This window comes from Pseudomonas fontis (assembly GCF_028656955.1).
GTDB lineage: Bacteria > Pseudomonadota > Gammaproteobacteria > Pseudomonadales > Pseudomonadaceae > Aquipseudomonas > Aquipseudomonas fontis.
This window is the reverse complement of the sequence record NZ_JAMDGY010000015.1, coordinates 1-26,817: the sequence shown is the minus strand read 5'-3', so window position 1 is coordinate 26,817 and position 26,817 is coordinate 1. Positions and strand designations below refer to the sequence as shown.

The window sequence follows — 26,817 nt, the reverse complement described above, 5'->3', positions numbered from 1 at the left end:
TGCCTACATGCCGATCAAGACCAGTCTCAAGCGTGCCAGCGGTTGGCTGTACCTCAACTCCCCCGCCGGCCGCCGGCAGCTGCGCGGTGCCCGGTTGATCCTGATGCTGCACCGGGTGCTGGCCGACGACGCCAGCGCCGAGCTGCCGCACCGCAACGAACTGTGCGTCGGCCCACAGGCGTTCGAGCGCTTGCTGCGCTGGCTGCCGCAGCATTTCGAGTGCGTCAGCCTGATGCAACTGCTGCAAGCCGACCCCGTGCTGTCCGACGGCAAGCCGCGGGTGGCGCTGACCTTCGATGACGGCTGGCGAGACAACGCGCTCAACGCCTTCCCGCTGCTGCAACGGCACCAGGTGCCGGCAAGCATCTTCCTCTCGACTGACTACATCGGCAGCCGCCAGCGTTTCTGGTGGGAAAGCCTGGGCGAAACCCTGTGGGGCAGTCATGGCGAACTTGCCCAGCGGCAACTGATCGAGCAGGTGCGCAAGATCGGCCGGCCGTTGCCGGCAGCGTTTTTCATGAACGAGCGCCCGCACGCGCGCAGCAATGTCCTGGCGCGCTACCTGCAAAGTCTCAAGAGCCTGTCGCCGCAGGCCCTGCACTTGCTCACCGACGCCTGCCCGACCGAATCCCTGCCACAGGCGCTGGACTGGCAGCAGGTGCGCGAACTGGAAGACTCCGGCCTGATCAGCTTCGGCCCCCACGGCGCCAGCCACGCGCTGTTGCCGGGCCTTGACGACCGCCGCCTGGACGAAGAACTGAGCCGCAGCCAGAACGCCCTGGCCCAGGGTTGCCGTCAGCCATTGCCGGTGTACTGCTACCCTAATGGTGATCACGACCTGCGGGTTCGCCAACGCTTGGCCGCGCACCGCTACCCCTATGCACTGAGCACCCGCGCGGCCCTGTGCAGCCCCAGCGACGACCCACTGGCGCTGCCGCGCATCGGCGTCAGCCAGCGCAATGCCAGCCGCCCTTCGCTGCTGGCCTGGCGCATCAGCCGGGGAGCACACGGATGAGCCGCAACCACTACCTGCGCCACCTGCTGTTGAGCATGGGTACACGCCTGGCGATGATCGCCCTGCGCTTGCTGCGCAACGTATTGCTGGCGCGCATCCTCGGCCCCAGCGAGCGGGGCCTGTTCGCCCTGCTGAGCACCCTGCCCGACCTGATCAGCGCCGCCACCAGCGGTGGCCTGAACACCGCCGTGGGCTACCAGGCGGCGCAACAACGTTCGATGGGGCTGTTGCTGAGCCAGGTGCTGATCTTCGGTTGCCTGGTGGCCGGGGCGCTGACCCTGGTGTGCGTAGCGCTGATGCGCGAATTCGGCACCGAGCTTGAGGTGACCACCCAGCTCGGCCTGCTGGCCTGGCTACTGTTGCTGGCCGTGCCATTGACCGTGCTCAAGAGCGGCCTGCTGACCCTGCACAACGCGACCGGCGATGTCGGCGCCTTCAACATGCTGCGCCTGACCGAATCACTGGTGCCGCTGCTGCTGTTCGTCGGGCTGTTCTGGATGTGGCAGAACTCGGCGCTGGAGGCGGCGCTGATCAGCTGGCTGGTGGGCATTGCCCTGGTGGTGGTGGCCGGCCTGGTGTGGCTCGGCCGGCAACATTCGATCAAGCTGCAATGGGACCGCAGCGGCCAGCGCGAGCTGCTCTCCTACAGTGCCAAGAGCCACCCCGACCTGCTGTTCCAGCAGGTCATCCTGCGCTCGGACTACCTGTTTATCGGGGCCATGCTGGGCAGCACTGCCCTGGGCCATTACGCCATGGCCAGCGCCGCCGCCGAACTGCTGCTGATCGTCCCGGAAGCGGTGACCACGCCGCTGATGAAACGCCTGCTGCAACAGGACGCCGGCATGGACAAACTGACCCCGCTGGCCCTGCGCCTGACCGCCACGGTGATGCTGGGCGCCTGCCTGAGCATGGCGCTGATCGGCGAATGGCTGATCGTCACGCTGTTCGGTGCCGAATACCAGCCGGCCTACCCGGCCTTGCTGGCCCTGCTGCCAGGCCTGTTCGGCCTGTGCTACGCGAGCATCCTGCGCCTGGACCTGCTCGGCAAGAACCGTCCCGGCGCGGTGTCATTGATGATGGGGGTCGGCGCGGCGGCCAACCTGGTGATGAACGTGATCCTGATTCCGCGCTATGGCATCGTCGGTGCGGCGGCGGCATCGTCCATCGCCTACCTGGGCGTGACCGTGGCGATGCTGCTGATGTATTGCCGGCTGAGTGCTGTGCCGCTGCTGAAAACCTTGCTGATCCTGCCTTCCGACCTGGCACCACTGCGCCAGATGCTGCAACGGAGGGCCGCATGAACCAGGCCTGGTGGGTGCTGCCCGGCGTGCTGCTGGCCGCCTCGGTACAGGCAGCGAACGTGCGTTGGCCGGACATCCGCGACGGCAGCCTGTACCTCACCCCCACCCGGGCCGACACCCTGACCCTGAGCTGGAGCCCCGCCTGGCAGGCCGATGGCAACCGCGAGCAGGTGTTCCTGCTCGACGGCAATGGGCGCCTGGCCGCGCACCGCGCAATCAGCGCCGAAGAAAGCCGGGGCCAGTTGAGTTGGCCGTTGGCGGCCGAGCACGCCAGCTATCAGGTGGAAGTACCCGGCTACAGCTTTCGCAACTATCGCCTTGAATTCGCCGACAGCACGCGAGCGCTGTTTGCACCGGCGAAAGTGCACTTCAGCATGGCGGTGGAGCGCGGCACGCAGCTGTTCTTCCGCGTCGGCGCCAATGAGCAGGCCGTGCTCGGCGGCAAGCAGCATGGCGGCGTCAGCGCCCTGCGGGCCACACGCCTGAGTGACGGCAGCCGGGTCGACCTGGCCTTGCAACAGCACCGCGCCTACTGGCAGTTCGACCAGGTAGCCCTGCCGGTCAGCCCGCGCGAGCAGACCTGGCGCCTGGACCTGCAAGGCGCCGGCAAGGCGGCGTTCTGGCTCGATGGCAGCGCCAACCTGTTCGCCCGCCGCGCCGAAGACCTCGGCAGCCTGCGCCAGCAAACCGGCAGCGTGCAGTTGCGCAGCAGCGAGCAGGTGCTGGGGCCGACCCCGAAAATCGGCAACAACCTGCCGTACGTGGTACCGCCACCGAGCAGCTTTGCCGTGCTCGACCAGCTCGGCCTGCAAGCGGCGGGCTTTTATGCCTTTGCCGATGTGCTGCAGCGCAAGCCCGGCTACGAGAATGCCTTCCGCCAGCTTTACCGCGAACGCTTCGGCATCCAGCACGACATCACCCTGCTCGGTTCCACCGACCGGCGCGCCGTGCTGCGCGACGACAAAGCCACTGCCAGTGGCCTGGATGCCTGGCTCGCCGCCAGTGTCGCGCTCGGGGGCAAGGGCACCCACTACATTGCCTTCGCCGACGAGCCCAACCTGAACTACACCGACTACCCGGCGTACCGCAGCCTGTTCAAGGCCATGCTGGAGCGGGTCGAGCGCTACCCGGGTGCCCGCGAAGCCGGGGTGCGCATTGCCGCGCCGGCCAGCTCGCGCTTCGTCGACGGCCCCCTGGCCAGCAACAGCGCCGAGCGTCGCGGGCTGGAGTGGTCGCGCCGGCTGCTGGCCGAGTTCGGCGAACGGATCGACGCCCTGGCCTGGCACGAATGGATGGTCCGCGACCTGCTGGCCACCCGCAGTTACCGCGACGCCTTGCGCCAGGCTGCCGACCTGGTCGGGCGTGATGCCCAGGGCCTGCCGCGCAAACCCCTGCTGATCGACCAGACCAACCTTTCCAGCGGCTCGACGCTGAGCCCCTACGAGCAGGAGACCCAATACGCTGCACTGTGGTGGACCTCGGTGGTGATCAACGCTGCCCAGGACGGCCTGCTCGACATGATCAACTGGTTCCATATCGCCGACGAGCCGGAATACCCCAAGGGCATGGTGCGTGTGCTGGGCAGCGACCGTTTTGAGCTCAAGCCGGTCGGCCTGGCCCAGCAGTTCATCCAGCAGCACTGGCTGGACCAGGTGCTGCAACTGGACAACGACGCCTTCGAGGTCGACGCCCTGGCCATGGCCCGGGCCCAACAACGCAGCCTGCTGGGGGTGAACAAGAGCGCGCGGCTGCAACAGGTGAGCCTGAGTACCGCCACCCCGACCTGCGCGCAGGGCGCGCAGACGCTGACCTTCTTTGGGCCCGACAACCAGCCGCGCAGCGCGCAGTACCACTGCCAGCGCGGGCAATACCAGTTCGAACTGCCGGGGCAGACGCTGTTTGCCCTGCGCTGGACGGCGTCATGAAACGCCGCGCCGGCCGTTATATTCCCTGCACGATCCAGGAGGCAACATGAGTTCCTTGATTCAGCTAAAACAACGCATTCGCCAGAAAGGCCTGCGGGCAACCTTGAACACCGCGTTCAAGCATTACTTCTTCTATCACTGGGAACTGCTGTGGATGGAGCGTGACCTGGTCAGCCCGGTGCCGCCGCATTCGCTCAAGCCCTACCCGCCCACTCGCAGCACGGCGATTACCGTGCACAACGTGCAAGCCTTCGCGAAAAACTTCGGCGACCGCGTGGAGACCATGCGCGAGCTGGCCGCCGAGGGCCATACCGGGGTCATGCACCTGGATGACGAAGGTCACGTGGTGGCATTCATCTGGGGCAGCATGCGCCATTACCACGACCGCCATTACTACGGGTGCTGGTTCCCGGTGGAGCCCGGGGAGTTCTTCGAATTCGGCGGCGAACTGACCCGCGCCTATTGGGGTACTACCTTGTCGGTGGACCTGCAACTGGACCTGTGGAAGGCCATGCTCGCCCAGGGCTGCGACAAGGTGGTGGATGTTTGCGAAACCCACAACATCCCGGCGCTCAAGCTGCACCTGCGCATGGGCTACAAGGAACAGGGCCGGGTGACCCACGTGTACTGCCTGTTCGGGCGCTGGAAGTTCTTCCGCGAAACCCGCTACAGCGGCTCGCGCCTGGATGCCCTGCGCAAACCGGCGCCAAGCAACGCACCGGCCACGGTGGCCTGAGCCATGCAGCCGAGCCTGAGCTGGCGCACCTCGCTGCGTTGCGACGACTTCCCCGCCGCCGACTACGAGCAGTTGCGTCAGGCGGTGGCGGATGCCACGCCGTTCAACAGCCTGGCCTGGTTGCAGGCCGCCGAACAGGCGCTGCCCGCCGACCAGAGCCTGCAGATCTTGCTGGGCCATGACGCGGGGCGGCTGTGCCTGTGCCTGCCGCTGATCGTCTGCCTTGAGCGACAGGGGCCGTTGACGTTTCGGGTGGTACGCCATCTGGGCTACCCGATGAGTGATCGCATCGGCTTGCTGATGGACCTGTCGTCGTTGAACGCGACGCTGGTGCTCAAGGCGATCCGCCAAAAGCTGCCCCATGCGTTGCTGCAACTCAGTGAGGTCACCGGGGAATCACCATGGTTGCAGTGCTGGGCACAGCGCAGCTCCACCTTCGAGCAGCGCCTGGCCTGCCGGGCACCGGTGCATCAGCTCAGTGACGCGGACCGCCAGGAAGTCAGTGGCGACCCGCGCTACAAGCTGCGCCGCGCGCGCAAGCGTATTGCCGCATTGGGCGCGCAGGTGCGCCGGGTGACCCCGACTGCCGACAACGCCTTGCAGTGGCTGGAAGCAGTGAGTGCGGTCGAGGCCGTGAGCTGGAAAGGCGACGACGGTGTCGGCATTTTCAGCCTGCCGGCGCAGCGCCAGTGGATGTTCCAGGCCTTTGCCGCCCTGGCGGCCGATGGCCGTTTGCGCCTGGTGGTGCTGGAGCTGGATGGGCGTTGCATCAGCTACCGGCTCGGGCTGCTGGAGCGTGGTCGGCTGTACGACTACAACCTGGCGTTCATCCCGCAATACGCCGACCTGGGCAGTGGCCGGGCGCTGTTGCAGGAGTGGATTGACTGGGGGCTCGACGAGGGCTGGCAGTGGATCGACGCCTCGCGGGTCAGCCTGGAGAACTCCAGCCATCAGTTGCATGAGCGCATGACCGGGCAGGTTGAGCATTGGCGCCAGAGCTTCTACAGCTGGCGACCCAGCGGGCTGTGCCTGGGGCTGGCCCTGCGTCTCTGGCAGCGTCTCAAACCTTGGTTCAAGGCTCGACAGGCGCGAGCGGTCGCCTCGCCGGCTGTGCCCAGTACCCCGCCGTCCAACCAACAGGAGCGCCAGGATGCCATCCCGGGTCATAGTCAACGCTGACGACTTCGGTCTTAGCGAACACACCAATGCCGTGATACTGCGAGCCTTTCATAGCGGCTTGATCAGCTCGGCCACCGCCATGGCCAACATGCCGGCGTTCAAGGCGGCCTGTGCCCTGGCCCAGCAACCGGCGCTGCGCGGGCGGGTCGGGTTGCACTTCAACCTGACCTATGGCCGGCCGCTGAGCAAAGCCATCGGCCAGTTGCCACAGTTCTGCACGGCGAGTGGCGAGTTCGACCTGGGGGTGTCGCGCAAGTGCCTGCGCCTGGGCCGTGCGGCACGTGAGGCGGTGGAAGAGGAACTGGCCGCGCAGTGGCAGCATTGCCTGAACCTGGGCTTGATGCCGAGCCACCTGGACTCGCACCAGCATGTGCACAACATCTGGCCAATTGGCGAAATCGTTGCGCGGTTTGCCGCGCGTGAAGGCGTGCCGGTGCGCTTGGCGCGCAACCTGGGGCACAACATCAACCCGGCCAAGCGAGTATTCAAGCGCTTGCTCAACCGGCGCTTGCGGCAGTTGGCCGGGGCAACGGCGGACTATGTGTGCACCCCGGTGGACCTGCGTGACGGGCTGGCGCCGGCTGATGGGCTGTTGGAGATTGTTGCGCATCCGAGTGCGCTGGGCAGCCATGACTTTGGTGATGCGTATCTGGGTACTGGCGAGTCGTTGCAGGCGTTGCTCGAACAGCGTTTGGCCGGGGTACCGCGGGTGGGGTATGGCGTGCTTACTGCAACACCAGTGGGAAGTGGTCTGCTTGGCGAGAAGGTTTGAATGGGATTATCAGCAAGACCTCCTGATTTATTGTGGGAGCCGGCCTTGCCGGCGATGAGGCCGGTGCAGTCAGCACAATACCTGTGATTGCTGCGCAATCAATCGCTGGCAAGGCCAGCTCCCACAGGTATCAGCGGCACTGCAAACCCAGCAGGATCTACTCAGGCTCATCCTCTGCCGGAAAATACCGGCAGCTTTTGCGCGTCGCCAACTGCTCGGGCGTCGGGCGCTCATCGATGAATGCGGCGGTGCGGTCACTGTAGATCTCCAGAAACCCCCACTTCAGATCGGCTTCGGTCTGACCTGGCTTGGGTGGCTGGAACCACCAGACTTCGCGGCTGATCAGGCTCATAGGCACATGCTCGGCAAAAGGACGACCCCTTCACTATAGCCGGCCACCACGCAATAACTACCACCTCGCCCAACCCTCGATTGCATCTCCTGTGAGGCCCACCTCACCGGAGCACACCCATGGCCAACACTGCCGCCGCTGACATCCACCGCGCCTTTCTAGAACGACAACTGCCCGACTGGGCCCGCCACCTGAACGCCCACCATTGGCAGCAACTGCGCCACAGCCAACGCCCCGCCCAGGGGCTCGCGCAACAACCGGCCGACTGGCTGGCCAATGCCCCACCCGACTGGCGCCAGGCGGTGCTCGACAGCCAGCTTGCCTGTCGCCGCTCGCAACGCGAACTGGCCCGCGAACTCAGCGGCCTGCAAGGCCTGCGCAGCTTTGCCGAGCCATTGCTGCAAGACCATCTGCACACCGTCCACCGCTTCAGCCTGCCGGTTGCCACCTGTGAACTGGTGGTGTTCGAACGTGAGTTCATCTGGTGGGCCCTGTCCTACCGACTGCACCACAAGGTGCACAACCTGTTGCAGGCAGCGCTGCAAAATTTCGAGGAAGACATCGAGTTCGAAACACAAAGCGCGCTGACCCCACCCGGCAGTTTCAGCCTGATCCCCAACTACAACAGCAGTACCGCGACCTACAACTACCGCTATAGCCGCCTGGCACTGACACCTGCCGATTTCGCCCGAAGCTGTCGCAGCGTCGACCTTGGCGGGCGATACCAGCAACACCTGAAACAGGTATACGAGGCCCCTGAAAACCGCGACCGACTGCGCGCCCTGTCGATCAACGCCAGCAAAGACAACCTGCGCCTGTGCATTCACCTGGCGCGTGTCCACGGCAACATAGACGGCCCCGCCCAGGAACGCGCCCTGGCCGTACTGGGCGACACCCCAGGGCAATGCTGGAGCCTGAGCCTGTTCGGTGTGCCGTTGCACGATGCCTTGCTGGTCGACCACGCCTCGGCCACAGGCGCCAGCGTGCTGCTCTACCTGCCAGGTGCAGACCACCCGCTGAGCGAGCATTCAAGCCTGACGGCCCTGCAAACCCAGCTGAAGACCAGCCTGTGTTCCCCCCAGTACCGCACGTTCTTCAGCCGCTTCGTCCCGCAAGGCCAACAGGAACACTTCTTCAGTGTGCTCAAGCGCAACCTGCAAGGCGCCCCCTCGGACGAGGACAGCCCGCAGTGGGTCGCGGATGGCGATGCAGATCTGCACCTGCGCTTGCTGCCTTTCGGCGAAGACCTCTTTGGCACCCTGCAAGACCGCCATGTGCAACGCATCCAGGATGACGCCCGGCTGCTCGCGGTGCCCACTGCCGACGTCGATGAAGCCACCCGCAAGGCGCGCCTGGCCTACTGGGAGAGCATTGGCCTGAACCTGCTGAATCTGGCGGCATTCTTTGTGCCGGGCCTGGGCGAGATCATGCTGGCGGTGACCGCCGTGCAACTGCTGGACGAAGTGATCGAGGGCGTCGAAGCCTGGCAAGACGGCGATATCGACACCGCCATGGCGCACCTGGAAGGCGTGGCGTTGAATGTCGCGGTAATCGGCGGCATGGGTGTAGCCGGCCACCTCGCCGGCAAACTGGCGAACCCGAAACTGATGGACAGCCTGGTCGAAGTGCAGCGCCCCGACGGCAGTGCTCGCCTGTGGAAGCCCGACCTCGCACCTTACCGCTGCAGCATTGAACTCCCCGCCGAGTTGCAGCCCAATGCCCTGGGCCAGTACCAACTGGGTGAGCGCTACTACATCCGCCTTGATGGGGCACTGTATGAACAAGCGTTTGATGAGGCTTCCGGCAAATGGCAGCTGCGCCATCCGGCACGTGCCGAGGCCTTCCAGCCCCCCCTTGAACACAATGGCCGGGGCGCCTGGCGCCAGGTGCATGAGCGCCCGTTGAGCTGGACACGGGCACAACTGCTGCGCCGCATCGGCCACTCGGTGGACAGTTTCAGCGATGCCGAACTCGACCAGGCCTGCCAAATCAGCGGCACCTCGCAAGACAGGCTGCGCAAGATGCACCTGGACAATGAAGCACCGCCGCTGTTGCTCAGTGACAGCCTGGACAGGATCAGCGCCGACCGCCAGGCCCAAGCGGCCAGCGCACTCCCTGACGAAACCGCCGCCTATCCAACGCTGTTCGAGCGCTTCTATCAGGCAGGCATTGCCGAAGACCCACTGCGCGAGACCTTGCAACTGCACGCCCCACGCTTGAGCAAACCGCTGGCAAACCGTTTGCTGAGCGCCTCAGAGCGCGCGCACTGGATGGCCACTGGCGAGCCCTCGGCCACCCTGCTCGACAACGCCGCGCAGATCGCCAGCGAACTGCCGCTGACCCGCGCCCTGGAAGGCGCGTATTGTCCGGCGTTGGCCAGTGCCGACAGCGAGCGCCTGCTGTTCACCTGCCTGGGCCGGCTACCGGGCTGGTCGCCCAAGGTCTGCCTGGAGTTGCGCGCAGGCACCCCGCAGGGCCCGCTGCTCACGCGCCTGGGGCCAGCGGGCGCGGCCGAACGCAGGGTCATCGTGAAGTCGCTGGATGGCTATCGTGCCTATGACGGCGCGCACCCGCTGCAAACCCGCGCGGTCAACCCGCTGGACAACGACCTGCCGCGCGCCCTGCTGCATGCCTTGCCTGAAGCGCGGCGCCAGGCACTGGGGCTGAACCTTGAACAACCGGAAGCCTTGCTGTCTCAGATCAAGGCTTTCAGTGCCAGCCACCGCAACAAGTTGCCGCAGTGGTTATGGTCGCATCGTCCTGATAGTTGGCCCGATAGCGGGCGCCTGCTCGGCGGCATGGACCAGGCTGAGGGCTACCCCGCTGCGCAGGCGGATGCACCTTCAGTGATGACCCGCTACCGCGCCTTGTACCCCGCCACCAGCGAAGCCGAGGCGCAGGCGGTTATCGAGCGCTGGACGGCAGAAAACAAACTGCCCACCGAGGAACTCCAGCACCTGGAAGCCCGTTTGGCCCGCTTGCAGTCCAACCTGCAGGCCTGGAGCGGCAACCTCGAACGCCGGCAATCCGTGGCCACCGAGCTGGTCCGTGCCTGGCAGCGCATCTCCCTGCAGGTGCTGCCTTCGGGCGCATCCGGTGTCCGCCTCAAGCTCGCGCGGCTAGGCCTGACCGAGGCGGACCTGGCGAGCTTTCCCGTACTGTCCGAGACGCTGGCCGAGGTGCACGACCTGGACCTCAGCAACAATCCCCTGGCCGACCTGCCGCAAACGTTCATCCAGCACTTCCCTTCACTTCAGCGCCTCTCCCTGACGCGCTGCAACTTGACCCGGATACCGAGTGTTCCGACTGCACAGTTGAAACGCCTGGACCTGTCCTTCAACCGTATCGCCTGGAGCCCCGACCAGCAGCCGGTGCTGGACAGCTACAACGCCTTGCAGACCCTCGACTTGTCGATCAACCCGCTGCAACGTGCGCCGCAGTTCAGCGCACTACCCCATTTGGAATACCTGGACCTGTGCGCTTGTGAACTGGAAGCGCTGCCGGCAGGCCTTGAAGCGCTGGTCGATCCACTGGTCATCGACCTGACCGAAAATGAAATAAGTGATCTACCCGCCGACTTCCAGTTTCCCCAGGCTGTCGGCGAAGCCCTGCGCCTGGAGCAGAACCCGCTGGGGCAAACCGCGCTGACACACATCGACGACTACTTCACTGCGCACGGTGTCGATCTGCTGGTTGGCGAAGTTGACTACGAAGGCCTACTCGACGGCACCACGCCAGCGCAGCAGGCACTCTGGCGACGCCTCAAGGAACGCCTGCCGATCAGCTATCGACGCGGCCTGCGCGAACTCTACGAAACCGACGAATACCTCGCGGCGCCGGCCACCAGCCGCAGGCGCTACTGGCGCCTGTTGGCGTGGATGGACAGCAACCCCAGCGCCATGCAGCGCGCCCTGCAAATCGATGCCGGCGGCTTGCTGGAGCTGGAGTTTCGCTTCGAGGTCGACCGCGCCATGGCCGAGCCCGAACCCCAGGCCCGCGCGCAAACCCTGCTGCGCGTCTACACCCGCCTGGTGCGCGAGAATGAAGTGGCCTTCGCCCTGCCCCAGGCGCTGCCCGATTTTGTCGAAGACACTGCCCTGGAAGAGCTGAACCAGTGGACCCTGCAACACCTGGCCCAAGACCCCGAGTTGGACCTGCCCTTGGCGCCCACGCCTGACGAGCGGGTCACGCTGGACCTGGCCGACGGCCTGGAGGCCCCGCTCACCGCTCAGTGGCGGGAGCAACTGCGCGAGCGGCTGCTGCAACTGAGCCCGGCCAACGATCAGGGGCTGGATGCACTGTTCGTGCGCGATACCGAAGAGGAATACCATTACAGCGGCTGGGTCGACTGGCTGCAGCAGCGCTACAGCGCGCGCTTTGACGCCCTGCGCGCCACCCTGGATGCCGAGCTTGAGCACGCCGAAACCTTGAGCGAGGGTGACTATGTCAACGAGGCCCGGCGCCTGCGCGATGCCTTCACGCAGAACACCGACGCCTTGTTGCGCAGCCTGACCCGTGGCGTACTGGAGGGCACCCTGCTCAGTTGGTGATCAACCCTGGCGGGCGGCCAGCCATTGTTCGAACTGCGCCACCGGCATCGGCCGCCCCATCAGGAAGCCCTGGCCCTGGTCACAACCGGCATTGCGCAGGAACGCATACTGCTCTTCTGTCTCAATGCCCTCGGCGGTGATCCTGAAGCCCAGGGCATGGCCCAGGTCGATCACCGCGCGGGTGATGGCGACATCGCTGTCATCACCTGGCAGGTCCTTGATGAATGCCCGGTCGATTTTCAGGTGGTCGATGGGCAACGACTTCAAATAGGCCAGCGACGAATAGCCCGTGCCGAAGTCATCCACCGCCGTGGCAATGCCCATCTGTTGCAGGCGCAACAGTACGTCACAGGCGTGTTGCTGGCTTTCCATCAAAAGGCTCTCGGTGATTTCCACCTCCAGCACCGAGGGTAGCAGTTCATGGCGTTGCAGTGCCTGTTGCAGGCTGCGTACGTAGTCGCTGCGCTCGATCTGCACCGCCGCCACGTTGATCGCGATGGGGCCGAACAGCAGATCACTGTCGCGCCAGCGCCGCACCTGGCTGCACACCAGCTCCAGCACGCGCTCGCCCAGTGGGATGATCAGCCCGGAGCGCTCCGCCAACGGGATGAACTCGGCAGGCGAAATCAGCCCCTGGGTCGGGTCACGCCAACGCAGCAAGGCTTCGGCGCCTTCCAGGCGGCCGCTGAACAGGTCGATCTTGGGCTGGTACCACATCTCGAATTCGTTGTTTTCCAGCGCCCGACGCAAGGCCCCTTCCAGGGCCAGCTTCTGTTGCAGGCGCTCGGTCATCTGGCCGTGGTACTCCCGCCAGGCATTGCGTCCGCTTTCCTTGGCCGCATACATCGCCGTGTCGGCATGGCGCAGCAGGTTGTCGCAACTCTGCCCGTGCTGCGGGTACAGGGCCACGCCGATACTGCCGGTGACCAGCGCCGCATTACCCTTGAGGTCGAACGGCGCCTGCAGGCAACGCAACAAGGCCTCCACCGGCACCCGCACCGAACCGGGTACATCGACATTGCGCAAGATGAAGGCGAACTCGTCACCGCCCAGGCGACACACGGTGTCATGGGCGCCGAGGGTCTGGGTGAAACGCCGGGCGGCCAGCTCCAGCATCAGGTCGCCCATGGCATGGCCGAGGCTGTCGTTGACCTGCTTGAAACCGTCGATATCGAGCACCAGCACGGCCAGCGCCGGGCCAGTCTCATTGGTCAGCTGTTGCAGACGTCGGCGGAACAGCACGCGGTTGGCCAGGCCCGTAACCGCATCGTAATGCGCCAGGCGCTCCAGCTGTGCCTGGGATTGCTTGAGCTCGCGATTGCGCAGCTTGATCAGGCGGTTATTGCGATTGAGCTGGGCGACAAATACGCTGAACAGGCCAGTGCAGCTCAGGGCAAACAGGAACAGCGGCGAGGCGAACAGGCTCATCGTCGGCCAGCCGCCACGGGGCGTCGCGGCCAGCTGCCAAAGCCCGCCCGGCACATCGACGTTGAGGGTGACCGAGGTCTGGTCGAACAATTTGGCATCGCCCCAGATCATCTCGCCCGAGGCGCCCCTGCCGTCGGCGCCGCGCAAGGCCAGGTCGAAACTGCTGTCCTGGTCGATCCCGGCCACACGCAGCAAGGAGTCGATGTCGGCAACGATCGACACGTTGCCCCAGTAGAACTCCACGCCCTTGCGGCCCTTGAGAAACACCGGGCGCCGGTAGATCAGCGCGCGGCCGCCCTGATACAACGCCACCGGCCCGGCCAGCACCGGGCCGTGAATCGTCCGCGCGCGCTGCAGCATGGGGTACTGATCGGCCAGGTGCCGGTAATTGATGCCCAGCACGCTCTGGTTGCCGGCCATGGGGTAGACATCAGAAATGATGTCCCCCGGGCCCAGGGAGATATGCCGCAGGTAAGGCGCTGAGGCGATGGCCTGGCGGGCCATGTCATGGAAATGTTCCGCAGTGATCTCGCCGTCGGCGCTGATCAGTTGGGCGATGCCTTCGGTTTCGCCAAAGGCCGTGCGCAGTTGCGCCTCCAGGCTGGCACGCACACCAGACAGGCGCGCGCTGGCATTGCTCACCAGCTCGCTTTCCTGGCGCGTGATATCCAGGTGCCCGAGCACCACCGACAGGCCGATGCCGATCAGCGCAAAACCGACCGGCAGCAGCCGATACAGCGACTTGCGCAGGGGCGCCGGGAGGATTTGACTATCATCTAGCGCGAGGATTTTTATTGTCATACGCCAGCAGTTCGCAACGGATTACCGGTTTATCGGCGTGCTCCCGACAATATTGAGTGAGGCTGGCTTTTTTTCGCAAGCTGGGTTTATGCTCGGGCTGAACCGTTTCACCCATCGATAGAAAAAGAGGTGCTGCGTTATGACTGGTCTGCTTGATTCGCTGTTTCCCGCTGCCAACGACATCCCCGAAGCCTACCGCCTGGGCGACCCGCTGGAGCAACGCGACTACCTGGTGGACGGTCAACTGGTGCGCTGGGACGGCCCGCTGGCCACGGTGCGCAGCCCGGTGTGGCTGAAAACCGACAGCGCCGAGCAGCAGGTGATCCTCGGCAGCGCCCCGCTGCTCGATGCCGACACCGCCCTCACCGCCCTCGACGCCGCCGTGCGCGCCTACGACAAGGGCCGTGGGGCCTGGCCGAACATGCGCGTGGCCGAGCGCATCCAGCACGTCGAAGCGTTCCTGGCGCGCATGCGTGAACAGCGCAGCGCCGTGGTCAAGCTGCTGATGTGGGAAATCGGCAAGAATCTCAAGGACTCGGAAAAGGAGTTCGACCGAACCTGCGACTACATTGTCGACACCATCGGCGCCCTCAAGGAACTCGACCGTCGCTCCAGCCGCTTCGAGCTGGAACAGGACACCCTCGGCCAGATCCGCCGCGCGCCATTGGGCGTGGCCCTGTGCATGGGCCCGTACAACTACCCGCTGAACGAGACCTTCACCACGCTGATCCCGGCACTGATCATGGGCAATACCGTGGTGTTCAAGCCGGCCAAGTTCGGTGTACTGCTGATTCGCCCGCTGCTGGAGGCCTTCCGCGACAGCTTCCCGGCAGGCGTGATCAACGTGATTTACGGCCGTGGCCGGGAGACCGTCAGCGCGCTGATGGCCAGTGGCAAGATCGACGTGTTCGCCTTTATCGGCACCAACAAGGCCGCCAGCGACCTGAAGAAACTCCACCCGCGCCCACACCGCCTGCGCGCGGCACTCGGGCTGGATGCGAAGAACCCGGGGATCGTGCTGCCTGAGGTAGACCTGGACAACGCGGTGAACGAGGCGCTGACCGGGGCGCTGTCGTTCAACGGCCAGCGCTGCACGGCGCTGAAGATCCTCTTCGTGCATGAACAGGTGGTCGACAGCTTCCTCGACAAATTCCAGCACAAGCTTGCCGCACTCAAGCCGGGCATGCCCTGGGAGCCCGGGGTCAGCCTGACCCCGCTGCCGGAAGCGGGGAAAATCGACTACCTCAAGGGCCTGGTTGACGATGCCGTGGAAAAAGGCGCGCGGGTACTCAACCCCGGGGGTGGGCAAAGCCGGGGCTCGTTCTTCTACCCGGCGCTGCTGTACCCGGTCAGCCCGCTGATGCGGGTGTACCAGGAGGAGCAGTTCGGCCCGGTGGTGCCGGTGGTGCCTTACCGCGACCTGCAGACGGTGATCGACTACGTGCTGGATTCGGACTTTGGCCAGCAGTTGAGCATCTTTGGCACCAACAGCGCCGATGTTGGCCGGCTGGTCGACACCTTCGCCAACCAGGTCGGCCGGATCAACCTCAACGCCCAATGCCAACGTGGCCCGGACACCTACCCGTTCAATGGCCGCAAGAATTCGGCCGAGGGCACGCTGTCGGTGCACGATGCCTTGCGCGTGTTCTCGATCCGCACCCTGGTGGCGACCAAGTTCCAGGAGAGCAACAAGCAGTTGATCAGCGAGATCATCCGCAACCGCGAGTCGAGCTTCCTGACCACCGACTACATTTTCTGAGGGGGTGTACCGCTGGTCATGTGGGGTGAATTTTCGGTTTGCGTAAACGCCAAAACTGTACAAATATACAGTTAACTGCAACACCATTGTGGGAGCCGCCCTTGCCGGCGATATCGCTGGCAAGGCCAGCTCCCATAGGGTTTGCACAAGCCACCTACCCCGCTTGATCTTGAGGAGGACCCACAAAATGGCCGTCAAACCAATCCCCGAAGGGCAGCACAGCATCACCCCGTACCTGGGCATCAAAGGCGCCCACATCGCCATCGAGTTCTACAAAGAGGCCTTTGGCGCCATCGAGATGTTCCGTCTCAACGGCCCCGACGGCAGGGTCGGCCATGCCGAGCTGAAAATCGGCGATTCATCGCTGATGCTTGCCGAACCCTGTGACATGAGCTCACTCGGCAACCAGGAGCAGGCAAAACCTGGCATCGGGCTGCACCTGTACGTCGAAGATGTCGACGCCACCTTCGCCCAGGCCATCAAGGCTGGTGCCATACAAGACAGCCCCGTGACAGACCAGTTCTACGGTGACCGCAGCGGCAGCGTTAAAGACCCGTTCGGCAACCTCTGGTTCATTGCCACCCACAAGGAAGACCTGAGCGTGGAAGAGATCCGCGCACGCGCCGCGAAAATGTTCGGCGGCGCCCAAGGCTAAGCCCCCTGCCCGGCTGGCACCCATGGTCGCCAGCCGGGCTTTGATTTAAGGTGGCAGGCAAAGGAAGGCTGGCCAGGATAGTCCATGCGAATCATCGAAAAAAACGCCGCGCTGGTGCGCACACTGACACCCGCCGAAGAACAACTGTTGCGCGGTTTTGCCCAGGGCACCCTGGAAGGGCCACGCCTGCTGCAAGCCAATCAGCTGCTGATGAAGGTGCGCGCCGCCGGGCACTGGCTGGCTTGCGACTGTCAGCCTAAGGCCATGCCGGTCCTCAACGTCACGCTCAACAGCCATACCGGCACGCTGTTCCTGAAGAACAACCCGGGCACTGCCGAACATGCCGCACACTGCGCCTTCATCAAGGATGAGCGCGACACGGCCGACAGCCATGATGACCTCGACAGCGCCCCGGCAGCCTGGCTGCCACCCGATACACCGCTGCGCCTGATCGGCGACTTCAAGCGCGTTACCGAGGCCGGGGGGGCCGACACTGCGGGCGCGGGCGACAAGCGCGAGCAGCATCGCTTGCTCTCGCTGCTACTGACATTGATCGAAGCCAGCGGCTTGAACGTCTACGCCACACACCTGAAAAAAGACCTCACCGCGCAGTTCAGCGAACTGCGCAGCGTGGCCAACCGTTACCCATTGATCGAACGCGTGCCGGCGAGCAACTACCTGGAAACCCGCCTGGACATGAAGCACATGATGATGCTCAAGGCGCGGCTACGGGAGTCCACGGTGTTCGGCAATCATCGCCGGCATGGCTTGATGCTTGATTGCGTCAGCCAGATCAAGGCACGCAAGGTGTTCAATGAGCGCAGCGAGGACGGCTTTGATTTTCAGGGCCACCACTTGCTGTGGGGTGGCAGCAAGACGCCGGGGCCGCTGCTGGCCCTGGCGATCTATTCGCCGGCTACGGCGGGTAGCCATTTCTATGAACTGATCCATGTCGCCAGCGTGCCGGTACTGTCACGCGGGCAGATGTTCCCGGTGTACCGGGAGGAAGAGCGCGAACCGCTGAAAATGCTCATGTCGTTGATCGACTGGATGGCAAGCAAGGGTGTGCGGGTGATCATGCGCCGGCCGGTGATTGGTGGGCAGGTAATGGATGAGCTGGTGCTCAGTTCCGATCAGGACCGGGTGCTTTCGGTGTCGCTCACCGAGCAGCCGCTGGGGCCGGAACCGGATGCCGAGACCTTCAAGCGCTTTGCCGACTTCAAGAGCCTGGAGACGTTTCGCAAGTATGTGGCGGGGTTCTTCATGCGCGGGCGGGAGTAGTCCGTCGACTGTGTAGGCCTCATCGCCGGCAAAGCCGGCTCCCACAGGTATCCAAAGTGCCTTGAAGCTGGGGCCGGCGATGGATTGCTGTTCTGTGGGAGCCGGCCTTGCCGGCGATAGCCTCACCACTGTCGCTTGTCTGGCCGGGTAAGCCCCAGCTTCTCGATCCGATAGCGCAGCATGTCGCGACTCAACCCCAACAGGCGCGCCGACTTGGTCACGTTCCAGTCCGTACGGTCGAGCATCTTGCGCACCATGTCGCGTTCCACCTCCGGCAGGTTCATCGACTCCAGCCCCTCCGGCACCGCCCGCGACTCATGCAAGGCTTGCATTGGCAGGTCCAGCGGCTCATCCACCAGGCTCATGCACACATTCAGCTGGTTGGCCGCGATGACCTCATGCGGCGTCAGCAGCACAGTCTGCTCGAGCATGTTGCGTAGCTCCCGCACATTGCCCGGCCAGCTGTAATTCAGCAGCAGCTCCTGCGCCTCGGGGCTGAAGCGCAATTTCGACTTGCCATAGCGTTTGCCATGCAGCCCGAGAAAATGCTGGGCCAGCAGCAGCACATCCTCACCTCGCGCATACAAACGCGGCACCTTGATGGCAATGATCCGCAGGCGGAAGAACAGATCCCGACGGAACTTGCCCTGCTGCACCATCTGCTCCAGGTTGCAGTTGGTCGCACTGATGATCCGCAGGTCGACCTTGCGCTCCTTCACCGCGCCGATCCGGCGGATGGTGCGGTCTTCCAGCAGCTTCAGCAGCTTGGCCTGCAACAGCAGGTCCATCTCGCCAATCTCGTCGAGAAACAAGGTGCCGCCGTCCGCCGCCTCCACCAGGCCGACCCGACGGTCCTTGGCGTCAGTGAAGGCACCCTTCTCGTGGCCGAACAACTCCGCCTCCAGCAGGTTGGCCGGGATCGATGCGCAGTTGAACTCGATAAACGGCCCCTTGCTACGCGGCCCGTCAAAATGCAGGGCGCGCGCCACCAGTTCCTTGCCGGTGCCGGTCTCGCCCTCCACCAGCACCGGCGGCAGATCCCCGCCGGTCATGCGCCGCTCGGCTTCCAGCAACTGGCCGATGGTGTGTTTGAGATCAAGCATCGCCAGCGACTCGCCCAGCAGCGCCTGTACCCCGGACTTTTGCGCCTCGCGCTCCTGGTAGAAGGACAAGGTCCGTTCCATCCGCTCGGTGGCCAGGGCCTTGTCGAGCATGACCTTGAGCTCGGCCAGGGCCACCGGTTTGGTCAGGTAGTGGAAAGCCCCCTCCTTCATGGCGGTGACCGCATCCTCGACGTTGCCATAGCCGGTCATCATGATGACCTTGAGCTCCGGCGCCTTGGCCACCAGGATGCGCAGCAGCTCGTGACCGTTCATGCCCGGCAGCGAGTTGTCGGTGAGCACTGCATCGGGCTGCACCCGCTGCAACAGCTCGAGGGCTTCCTCGGCGCTGTGGCAGACGGTGACCTCGAAGTTCTTGCGCTCAAGGTAGGTCTGTATGTTCTCGGCAAGGAGTTCGTCATCCTCGACCACCAGAATGCTATGTTCCATGATCCCCTCCCACCACATTGAACGTCAGGCTGACACGGGTTCCCTCCTCCTCGCGGCTGGTCAGGCTGACCGCGCCGCCGAATCGTTCCATGATGCGTTTGACCAACACCAGGCCGACCCCCAGGCCGCCCTGCTTGGTGGTGAAAAACGGTTTGAAGACCATGCGCTCCTGTTGCTGGGTCATGCCCTTGCCGGTGTCGCTCAGCAGCATGTGCAATTGCCGCCCGCCGGCCAGCAAGGTCACCTCGATATTCAGCCGCCCGCCGCTGGGCATGGCTTCCAGTGCATTGGAAAACAGGCTGTTGAGAATTTGCGTGAGCAACACCGGCTGGCTGACCACCCAGGCACTGTCGGGCGCCTGCATCTCGACCTGCACGCCGTTGCGCTTGAGCTGTGGGGCAAAGGCTGCACGGGTGTCGTCGATGCTGGCCAACAAGTCGACTGCCTCGGCGTCGTCATGCACCGGGCGCAGGGACACCAGCAGTTCGCGTACCCAGCGCGACATGCGATCAACCTGGCTGATGATGTCGTCGATGTTCTTCTGCGCCGGCTGGCTGGCCACTTCGTGGGCCAGTTCGGCGCTGGAACGGATGGTCGCCAGGGGGTTGCGCAGGCTATGGGCCACCGCCGAGGACATTTCCCCCAGCGCGACAAAGGTTTCGCTGGCGATCAGTTGCGTCTGCTGCGTGGCCAGCATGCCGGCGCCGCGGCGAACGATCCAGAACAGGCCGAGGTAGACCAGGATCCCGCCAATGATCGTGCTGCTCCAGATCAGCACGTAGCCGCGCTGGATACGCCGCACCAGGTCCTGGGGCTCCTTGTAGACTTCGACCATCGACACGACCTTGGTGCCGTCGTTGCTGAACATCGGGATGTAGTTCTCGATGAACAGGTAGTCCGGCTCACGCAGGAACTTCTGCTCGTCACGGTCATCGTCCGCCTTGTGGTAGCTGGCCGACACCGGCACCCTGGACTCGAATGACTCGTCCAGGTCTTCGTCCGCCTCGATCTTCTTGCCGATCAATTGCGGGTTGGTCGACCAGACGATGGTCCGGTCCAGCGCGTAGACATTCGCCAGCAGCGTATCGGGCAGGTGTTCGACATGCTCGAGAAACTCGACCCGGGCGCTGGCGGCGACATCAGCTGCGACCTCCGGATGGCTGCTGTCGCGTCGTGGGTCGAGCAACTCGCCCATGGTCACGCCGGGCGCAATACGCGCATGGCGCACTTCGGCCTGGGCCATTGCCTGGATGAACTGCGCCGTGAGCATGGCGTCGCGCTCGACGCTTTCGCGCACGACAAACGCGGTCGAGACATAGCCCAACCCCGCAGCCACCGAGGCGATGATCACCAGGCTGACCAGCGAGAACCAGCGCAGCAGGTTGAACTGGCGCTGCGGTCGGGCCCACGGCTGGTCTGTTGGGGCCTCGCGGGCCACCTTATCGTTATTGAGCATCTGCATCGGAAGATTTCCTGGTGGGATGCTTGCTTTAAAAGCTTATAGCGCAGCGCGGCGTGGTCAGCGGACATGATTAGCTATGACGCGACGCACGGTGATAGCACTTTACCTTCACTGCAAGGTAAGCGTGCCGGCCTGCTGGCTACTCAGCTTCAGTTGTCGGTCCTGTTCGGCCTGCAAAAAATCGATCAGCGCTTGGGTATCGGCCTCGTTCAGGCCCAGGTTGGGCATCCTCACCTGGTTGTAGCGTTCGAACATCTCCAGCGCGAGCGGGTCCTGTTCGGCGAGCAGGCGATCCGGTTCACGAATCCAGCGGCTCAACCAGGCGGGCTCACGGCGCGTGGTCACCCCGAGCAGGTCCGGGCCTACGGCGCGCATGCCGGTGGTCTGGCCGTCAGTTGGCCCGAGGCTGTGACAGGCTGCGCAGCGGGTGCGAAACAGCTCCTCGCCGTGACTGGGTGGGCGGATCTGCGGAGCCTGGGCGTAACTCTCGCCACCGCTGGGCTGTTTCCAGTTCTGCAAGCTGTTGGCCAACTGGTCGGCGAGAATCCATGGGTTCTCGAAGGGTGAGGCCTTCATCCAACGGCCGGTGGCCTGGTTGCCGACGATCAGGCTGAGGTTGTGGTCGCGATTGCGACCGTTGTCGATACCCTCGATGAACAGGCCCAGCGCCTGGCGCAGCTGGGTGATCTGCTCGAACTCACCCGTGAGGAACAGCCAGCCGGGGCCAACCTTGAACTTGTCGGCGTAGGCCTTGAGTACCTCGGGCGTGTCCGACAGCGGGTCGATGCTGATCGAGTAGAAGAACACTTCACGCCCGACCCGCTCGCCCAGCAGTTGCTGGACCTGGCGCAAGCGCGCGGTCTCCAGCGGGCAGGAATCGCCACAGCCAGTGAAGATGAAGTTGACCACCACGACCTTGTCCTTGATCAGGTCGTCGAAGAAATGCACGGTACGGCCGTTGTGGTCGACCAGTTCGGTGTTGGGGAAGTAGTCACGCCCCCACGGCGTTTGCGCTTCGTCCGCCCGGGCGGCCGTTGCCAACAGCGCAACGCCGCACAGCCATGCCGCCAGCCTGTATACGTGCCTGCCCATGACGGCCCCCTTCAGTTCTTCACCTTGACCTGTGGACCAAACCCGTCGCCCAGGCGCCAGGTCGGCAGCGCAGCGGAGTTGATGTACTTCACGCCGTCCCAGCTGGGCAGTGGCGTCGGCATCATCTGGAACTGGCCGGGGTGCTCAATGTCCCAGCGCAGCAGCATCGAGTTGTCCTCGTGCTGGGTGTTGTGACAGTGCTCCATGTAGGTGCCGGCGAACTCGCGGAAATTGATCGCCATTTCCACCGAGTCGGTGCCGTCCTTTTCACTGCCGATCCGGTAGACGTCCTTGCGCGCCCATTTCTCCCATTCGGGCGGCGCCTTGCCGCCGCGGCTGAGGATGATGCCCTCCTCGAAATGCACATGCACCGGGTGGCTCCAGCCGTTGCCACCGTTCTGGATCTTCCACACTTCCAAGGTGCCGAAGCCGCTGCTGCCGGCATCCGTCGGCCCGCTGGCCAACTGGACCGCCGAGCTCAGCCGGCGCGGGTCCATGTTGTAGCCAAAGCCGCCGTCGGTCTTGACCGTCCACGGCACCTTGTCGGAGCCATCAGAGCGCCCGAAGATGAACGTGCGGTGCCGGGCCTGGGCCAGCCTGGCCTGGTCGGCCGGGTCGTCGCGGTGCAGCTTGAGCGGGATCATGATCTTGCCCATGGCCTTGCCGGGCTTGGCCGGCTCATACAGCGCCGGGTCCATCGCCAGGTCCTGGCCGCTGTAGGCCTTGACGGTGAATTGCAACACCTTGCCCACGGCCGGGTCGCCCTTGTCCCACTGCGGGCCCTTGCTCGATTGCTTGATGGCTGCCAGGTATTTCTCCGACAACGCGTCGGCCAGGGCGATGTCGTCTTTCGGGCCCTTGCCGGTGTCGTGTTCCTTGAGGTTGAGCAGGTACAGCTTGTCGCCCGTTTTGACGCCGTTCTTCGCGAAATTGACGATGATATCGAAGCGTTCGGCGATGCCCTGGGTCGGCAGGATGGCGTTGTGGTTCTGTTTGTCGCCGTCGGCATCAAGGTCCATGCTGCCGTCGAACGGCACGCTGTGTTCCATGATGTTGCCGTCGTTGGCGATCAGGTGGAACGGCACGCGGGCATACGACAGGCCCGAGCCCTTGGGGCCCTGGAACTCGCCGCTGCTGCCCTTGATTTCGCGGACCAGTGCCAGCTTCAGGTAACGCGACACCGAGCCGTTGAGGATCCTGAAGCGATAACTGCGCGCGCGCACGTCGAGGTTCGGTTTGTACTGCCAGTTGACCAGGATCTGGTCACCGAGAAAGCCGTCGGTGTTGAACGGGTTGAACCACAGCTGGCCATTGGCATCCCAGGCCTTGTCGGCGATCACCAGGTTGACGTCGTAGTCACGGTTGCCCCAGGCCAGTGCCGAGCCGCTGGGCAAGCGCAGGTTGACCCCGTCATCGACGGCCTCGTTGCCACGGTCCAGGGCGCTGTAGTAGTTCATCATCGCCGCGTTGCCCTTGTAGACGTTCTGCGCGGTGAAATCGAGCATGTGGTCGTGGAACCAGTGGGTGCTCATGGTTTCGCGGTAATCGCCACGGATGCGGATGCTGCCGTGGTCGCAGGTCTTGAGCCCTGGGTTGGCGTCGTTCACCCAGAGGGTTTCACCTGGCGCGCAGGGGAACGCTGCACGCGGGTCTTCGGCGCGGGTGTTGATGCTGTCGTAGCCGGCCAGCTGGATCGGCCAGCGATAGTCGTAATACTGCCCCGGGAAGAAGAACGCGTTGGCATAGCCGTCGCTTTCGGCCGGTGCATGGCCGTTGTGTTCGTGGGTGCTGATGGTGTGCAGGCCAAAGCCATGGTTGGCGGACGGGTCGATGGGCAAGGCGTTGTAGTGACGCATCAACACCGGCTGGCCATAGCGCACCATCAGCAGCTTGGGCGGCAGGGTGCCGTCGAAGGTCCACACCGATTTGTGATCCTGCAGCGGCATGCTCGGGTGGAAACGGGTGTCCACGCCCTTGGTGGTGCCTTGGGTGTTGGTTTGCCCGGCGGTGTTGTAATACAGCCCGCCCGGGCCGAACTCGCCGACCGCGTAGTGGTGCATTTGCGCGCCGTCACGCAGGCCGCCATTGATCCGTGCCCCGGCCTGGGCGGTTTTGTACGCGGCCTGGGGGTAGAACTCGTTCCAGCGTTGGTGCGACCAGCCCTTTCCAGGCGGGCGGCCCTCTGCCGGGGCTGCGATGTGACGATTGAGGAACAGCTCGATCTGCGACTGCCAGGGGTTGCGGTCGACCACGTTGGCGAACTGGCTGGGGAACGGGGTCAAGCCCGGTTGCTTGAGGAAGGCATCCAGCAAGGGCCCGGCCGGGGTGCTACGGGCGACACTGGCGGGGTCCTGCTGGGGCGCCGGGCCGATGCTCGGGGCCGGGAAGCTCAGCGGGCCTGCCGGGGTGGTCGGGTCCAGCCGCGCCGGGCCGAATTCTTCGAACAGGAGCAACTGCTGGGTGAACGGCTGGGCGCCGAACAGCGGGCTGGGCTTGCCGTTGGTGGGGTAGTTGAAGCTCGTCTGCTGCGCCGGTGGCAGGCCGTTTTCCTTGCGCGGTGTATCGCGGTCGCCCTCGATGCCATCGGGCAGGTCGAAGGCGCCGACGTTGGCCTCGGGCAAGCTTGGCAGCTCGTTGAGCGCGGCGGCGGGATCTGCCGGGGGATCGTTGAAGTGAGAAGGGTCGTTTGGCTCGGGTGGGGCGACGTCATCAATCGGGCTGGCCGCCAGCTCGAATGCCAAGACCATCGCGGCAACGGCGCTGATAGACATCAAGTAAGGTCTGCATCTGGACATGGCAGTCACTCCGAAATGGCGGTCGGTAATGTTAAAAAGCAATTACCCGGCCAAAACTGTGACTGAATATGTCAGCGCTGATTTTACCTTGTGAATTAATACCTTGGTGATAGCGGCTAGCGAATGGGGGGGTACCCGCTCTGGGGAAAATCCCCCGTTAACGGGGGGGCACGCGGAAGGTCAGGAGCACGCAGGTGCCCTCGCCTTCACGGCTGCTAAGCCGTACCGAGCCGCCGAAGCGTTCCATGATGCGCTTCACCAGTACCAGGCCAACGCCCAAGCCACCTTGCTTGGTGGTGAAGAACGGTTTGAAGGCCATGCGTTGCAGCGGCCCGCTCATGCCCTTGCCGGTGTCGCTCAGGCGCAGGCTGAGCACCTTGCGCTCCTGGCGCGCTACTTCCAGGCGCAGTTCGCCGCCATCGGGCATGGCTTCGAGCGCGTTGGCGATCAGGCTGTTGAACACCTGCACCAGCATCACCGTTTGCCCGAGCACACGCAGGCCTTGCAGCTCGCCGACCTGCAGGGTGATGTGGGCGGCATCGAGTGCTGCGCGATAGGCGTTCAGGCTTTCGCGCAGAGCTCGCTGCAGGTCGACCTCCTCAAGCTCGTCAGTGAGTGGCCGCAACGATTGCAGCAGCTCGCGCACCCACTGCGACATGCGGTCGACCTGGAAGATGATGTCGTTGATGTTCTTGTGGGCGGCGCCGTCATCGAATTCCAGCGCCAATTCTGCGCTGGAGCGGATGCTTGCCAGGGGGTTGCGCAGGCTGTGGGCGACCGCCGAGGACATTTCGCCCAGGGCGATATAGGTTTCGTTGTTGATCAGTTGTTTCTGCTGCACGGCCAGCAAGATGGCGGCCCGGCGCACGATCAGGTACAGGCTGAAATACACCACCCCGGCCCCTAGCGCCGTACCGAGCCAGATCAGTAGCAGGCCGTTTTCGATGCGTTCGATCAGGTCGCGGGGTTCCTTGTAGATTTCCACCATGGCGGTGACGTGTTCGCCGCTGTTGTCGAACAGCGGGATGTAGTTTTCGATGAACAGGTTTTGTGGCGGCACGATGAATTTCTGTTCGCTGCGGGCATCGTCGATGTTGTGGTAGCTGGCCGAGACCCGGACCTTGTAGTCGAAGGCATGGTCGAGGTCTTCGTCGGCGTCGATCAGCTTGCCGATCAGGGCCGGGTTGGTGGACCAGATCACCGTGCGGTCGGGGGCGTAGATATTGGCCAGCAGCACGTCTGGCAGGTGGGCGATGTGGTCGAGGAACTCCCAGCGGGCGCTACGGCGCGATTCGGGGGTGACGTCGGGGAAGGCTTCGTCCAGGCGTGGGTCGAGCAGTTCGCCCATGGTGCGGATGTTGGGAATGGCGACGTGGCGCACTTCGGCTGAGGCGATTGACTGGATGAACTGGGCGGTGAGCAAGGCGTCGCGTTCGACGCTTTCGTTGATCACGAAGCGGCTGGAGATCAGGCCCAGGCCAACGGCGACGCTGACGATCACGGCCAGGCTGACCACGGCGTACCAGCGCAGCAGGTTGAAAGCCGGGCGCTCGGGGGCTACCGGCGTGCTGGCGGTGCGCAGTGTGGCTGATTCCAGGGTCTGATCGGTGCTCATGGCGTACTCCCGGGCCCGGTTGCTGTTAGGTATAGCCCAGGATTGGGGGTTGGGCCCTTATCTGGGGAGGCTGCTGTTTGGGGGGCTTATTCGTTTTGTGCGGGGCCTCTAGCCGCTGCCGTCAGGCTGCGCTCGCCTGCATAGTAGGCGCCGCCTTTGGGAGCCCTCTCGGGCTCCAGCGCAGCCTGACGGCAGCGGCTACAAAATTTCGCACGACAGTTGCGTTCACAGCCTGCAGAGCAAGAGCGAAGCGAATTGTGCCGTTGCTCTTGATCTGCCCTTGATTTTGATCTGAGCGCCCCGTCTTCCAGAGGCTGAACGCAGGTGTCGTTAAACGGGCAGGGGCGTAGCCCCCTTCGGCGTAAGCCGAAGACGCGAGGCGTGCAAGTTGCGCAGCAACTTGTGTCCGCGGGCCCGTTTAACGGCACCGGAGTGAAGGGACCCGAAGCGAAGCGTAGGGCCGAATGGTGGGGCTGGGCGTTAATGAGATGGTCAGCCCGGCGAGAACCTCAGGTCTACACTGCTGAGGTTCTCACTTTTCCTGAGGAG

17 protein-coding genes are annotated in these 26,817 nt (G+C 64.3%); 10 read left to right on the top strand and 7 right to left on the bottom strand.

Annotated features, from left to right (window positions below; translation table 11 throughout):
• Nucleotides 1-7 precede the first annotated feature (7 nt).
• The 6 genes from M5G11_RS05805 to M5G11_RS05780 are packed head-to-tail and all read left to right on the top strand — an operon-like array spanning nucleotide 8 to nucleotide 6,928.
• A complete protein-coding gene (locus M5G11_RS05805) occupies nucleotides 8-1,015 on the top strand; it encodes a polysaccharide deacetylase family protein (RefSeq protein ID WP_273910073.1) in 1,008 nt (335 codons plus the stop codon).
• Entirely contained in the window at nucleotides 1,012-2,316 is a 1,305-nt protein-coding gene (locus M5G11_RS05800; RefSeq protein ID WP_273910072.1) for an oligosaccharide flippase family protein, read from the top strand. Before M5G11_RS05805 ends, M5G11_RS05800 begins: the two co-directional genes overlap by 4 nt.
• Entirely contained in the window at nucleotides 2,313-4,241 is a 1,929-nt protein-coding gene (locus M5G11_RS05795; protein ID WP_273910071.1) for a hypothetical protein, read from the top strand. The genes M5G11_RS05800 and M5G11_RS05795 overlap by 4 nt, the downstream gene beginning before the upstream one ends.
• 46 nt (nucleotides 4,242-4,287) lie before the next feature.
• Nucleotides 4,288-4,977 (top strand): GNAT family N-acetyltransferase, encoded by a 690-nt coding sequence (locus M5G11_RS05790; protein WP_273910070.1) that lies wholly within the window; start codon nucleotides 4,288-4,290, stop codon nucleotides 4,975-4,977.
• Nucleotides 4,978-4,980: 3 nt separating this feature from the next.
• The gene (locus M5G11_RS05785; RefSeq protein ID WP_273910069.1) at nucleotides 4,981-6,156 is read left to right on the top strand and encodes a GNAT family N-acetyltransferase; all 1,176 of its coding nucleotides are present in this window, start codon (nucleotides 4,981-4,983) and stop codon (nucleotides 6,154-6,156) included.
• A complete protein-coding gene (locus tag M5G11_RS05780; protein ID WP_273910068.1) occupies nucleotides 6,128-6,928 on the top strand; it encodes a carbohydrate deacetylase in 801 nt (266 codons plus the stop codon). The genes M5G11_RS05785 and M5G11_RS05780 overlap by 29 nt, the downstream gene beginning before the upstream one ends.
• A gap of 157 nt (nucleotides 6,929-7,085) precedes the next feature.
• On the opposite strand, the gene M5G11_RS05775 is transcribed toward M5G11_RS05780, so the two are convergent.
• Nucleotides 7,086-7,280, bottom strand: a complete 195-nt coding sequence (locus M5G11_RS05775; protein WP_273910067.1) for a hypothetical protein — start codon at nucleotides 7,278-7,280, stop codon at nucleotides 7,086-7,088.
• Between the two features lie 119 nt (nucleotides 7,281-7,399).
• Here M5G11_RS05775 and M5G11_RS05770 point away from each other — a divergent pair, with 119 nt between their 5' ends.
• A complete protein-coding gene (locus M5G11_RS05770; protein ID WP_273910066.1) occupies nucleotides 7,400-11,830 on the top strand; it encodes a dermonecrotic toxin domain-containing protein in 4,431 nt (1,476 codons plus the stop codon).
• Here the strand turns inward: M5G11_RS05770 and M5G11_RS05765 are convergent, their stop codons facing one another.
• On the bottom strand, nucleotides 11,831-14,059 hold the full coding sequence (locus tag M5G11_RS05765; RefSeq protein ID WP_273910065.1) for a putative bifunctional diguanylate cyclase/phosphodiesterase: 2,229 nt from the start codon (nucleotides 14,057-14,059) through the stop codon (nucleotides 11,831-11,833).
• A 139-nt stretch (nucleotides 14,060-14,198) separates the two neighbouring features.
• Between M5G11_RS05765 and M5G11_RS05760 the strand changes: the two genes are divergently transcribed.
• The 3 genes from M5G11_RS05760 to M5G11_RS05750 all read left to right on the top strand — a co-directional run bounded on the left by M5G11_RS05760 (nucleotide 14,199) and on the right by M5G11_RS05750 (nucleotide 17,754).
• Nucleotides 14,199-15,818 (top strand): NADP-dependent glyceraldehyde-3-phosphate dehydrogenase, encoded by a 1,620-nt coding sequence (locus M5G11_RS05760; protein ID WP_273910064.1) that lies wholly within the window; start codon nucleotides 14,199-14,201, stop codon nucleotides 15,816-15,818.
• A 187-nt stretch (nucleotides 15,819-16,005) separates the two neighbouring features.
• The gene (locus M5G11_RS05755; RefSeq protein WP_273910063.1) at nucleotides 16,006-16,473 is read left to right on the top strand and encodes a VOC family protein; all 468 of its coding nucleotides are present in this window, start codon (nucleotides 16,006-16,008) and stop codon (nucleotides 16,471-16,473) included.
• 84 nt (nucleotides 16,474-16,557) lie between these two features.
• Nucleotides 16,558-17,754, top strand: a complete 1,197-nt coding sequence (locus tag M5G11_RS05750) for a hypothetical protein (RefSeq protein ID WP_273910062.1) — start codon at nucleotides 16,558-16,560, stop codon at nucleotides 17,752-17,754.
• Nucleotides 17,755-17,876: 122 nt separating this feature from the next.
• Here M5G11_RS05750 and M5G11_RS05745 read toward each other — a convergent pair whose 3' ends face one another.
• From M5G11_RS05745 to M5G11_RS05725, 5 genes are all read right to left on the bottom strand, one after another.
• A complete protein-coding gene (locus M5G11_RS05745; protein WP_273910061.1) occupies nucleotides 17,877-19,304 on the bottom strand; it encodes a sigma-54-dependent transcriptional regulator in 1,428 nt (475 codons plus the stop codon).
• Nucleotides 19,294-20,766, bottom strand: coding sequence for a sensor histidine kinase (locus M5G11_RS05740; protein ID WP_273910060.1), 1,473 nt, complete (start codon nucleotides 20,764-20,766; stop codon nucleotides 19,294-19,296). Before M5G11_RS05740 ends, M5G11_RS05745 begins: the two co-directional genes overlap by 11 nt.
• A 108-nt stretch (nucleotides 20,767-20,874) precedes the next feature.
• On the bottom strand, nucleotides 20,875-21,858 hold the full coding sequence (locus tag M5G11_RS05735) for an SCO family protein (protein WP_273910059.1): 984 nt from the start codon (nucleotides 21,856-21,858) through the stop codon (nucleotides 20,875-20,877).
• A gap of 11 nt (nucleotides 21,859-21,869) precedes the next feature.
• Entirely contained in the window at nucleotides 21,870-24,629 is a 2,760-nt protein-coding gene (locus M5G11_RS05730; RefSeq protein WP_273910058.1) for a multicopper oxidase domain-containing protein, read from the bottom strand.
• Nucleotides 24,630-24,810: 181 nt separating this feature from the next.
• The gene (locus tag M5G11_RS05725; protein ID WP_273910057.1) at nucleotides 24,811-26,268 is read right to left on the bottom strand and encodes a sensor histidine kinase; all 1,458 of its coding nucleotides are present in this window, start codon (nucleotides 26,266-26,268) and stop codon (nucleotides 24,811-24,813) included.
• Nucleotides 26,269-26,817: the final 549 nt, after the last annotated feature.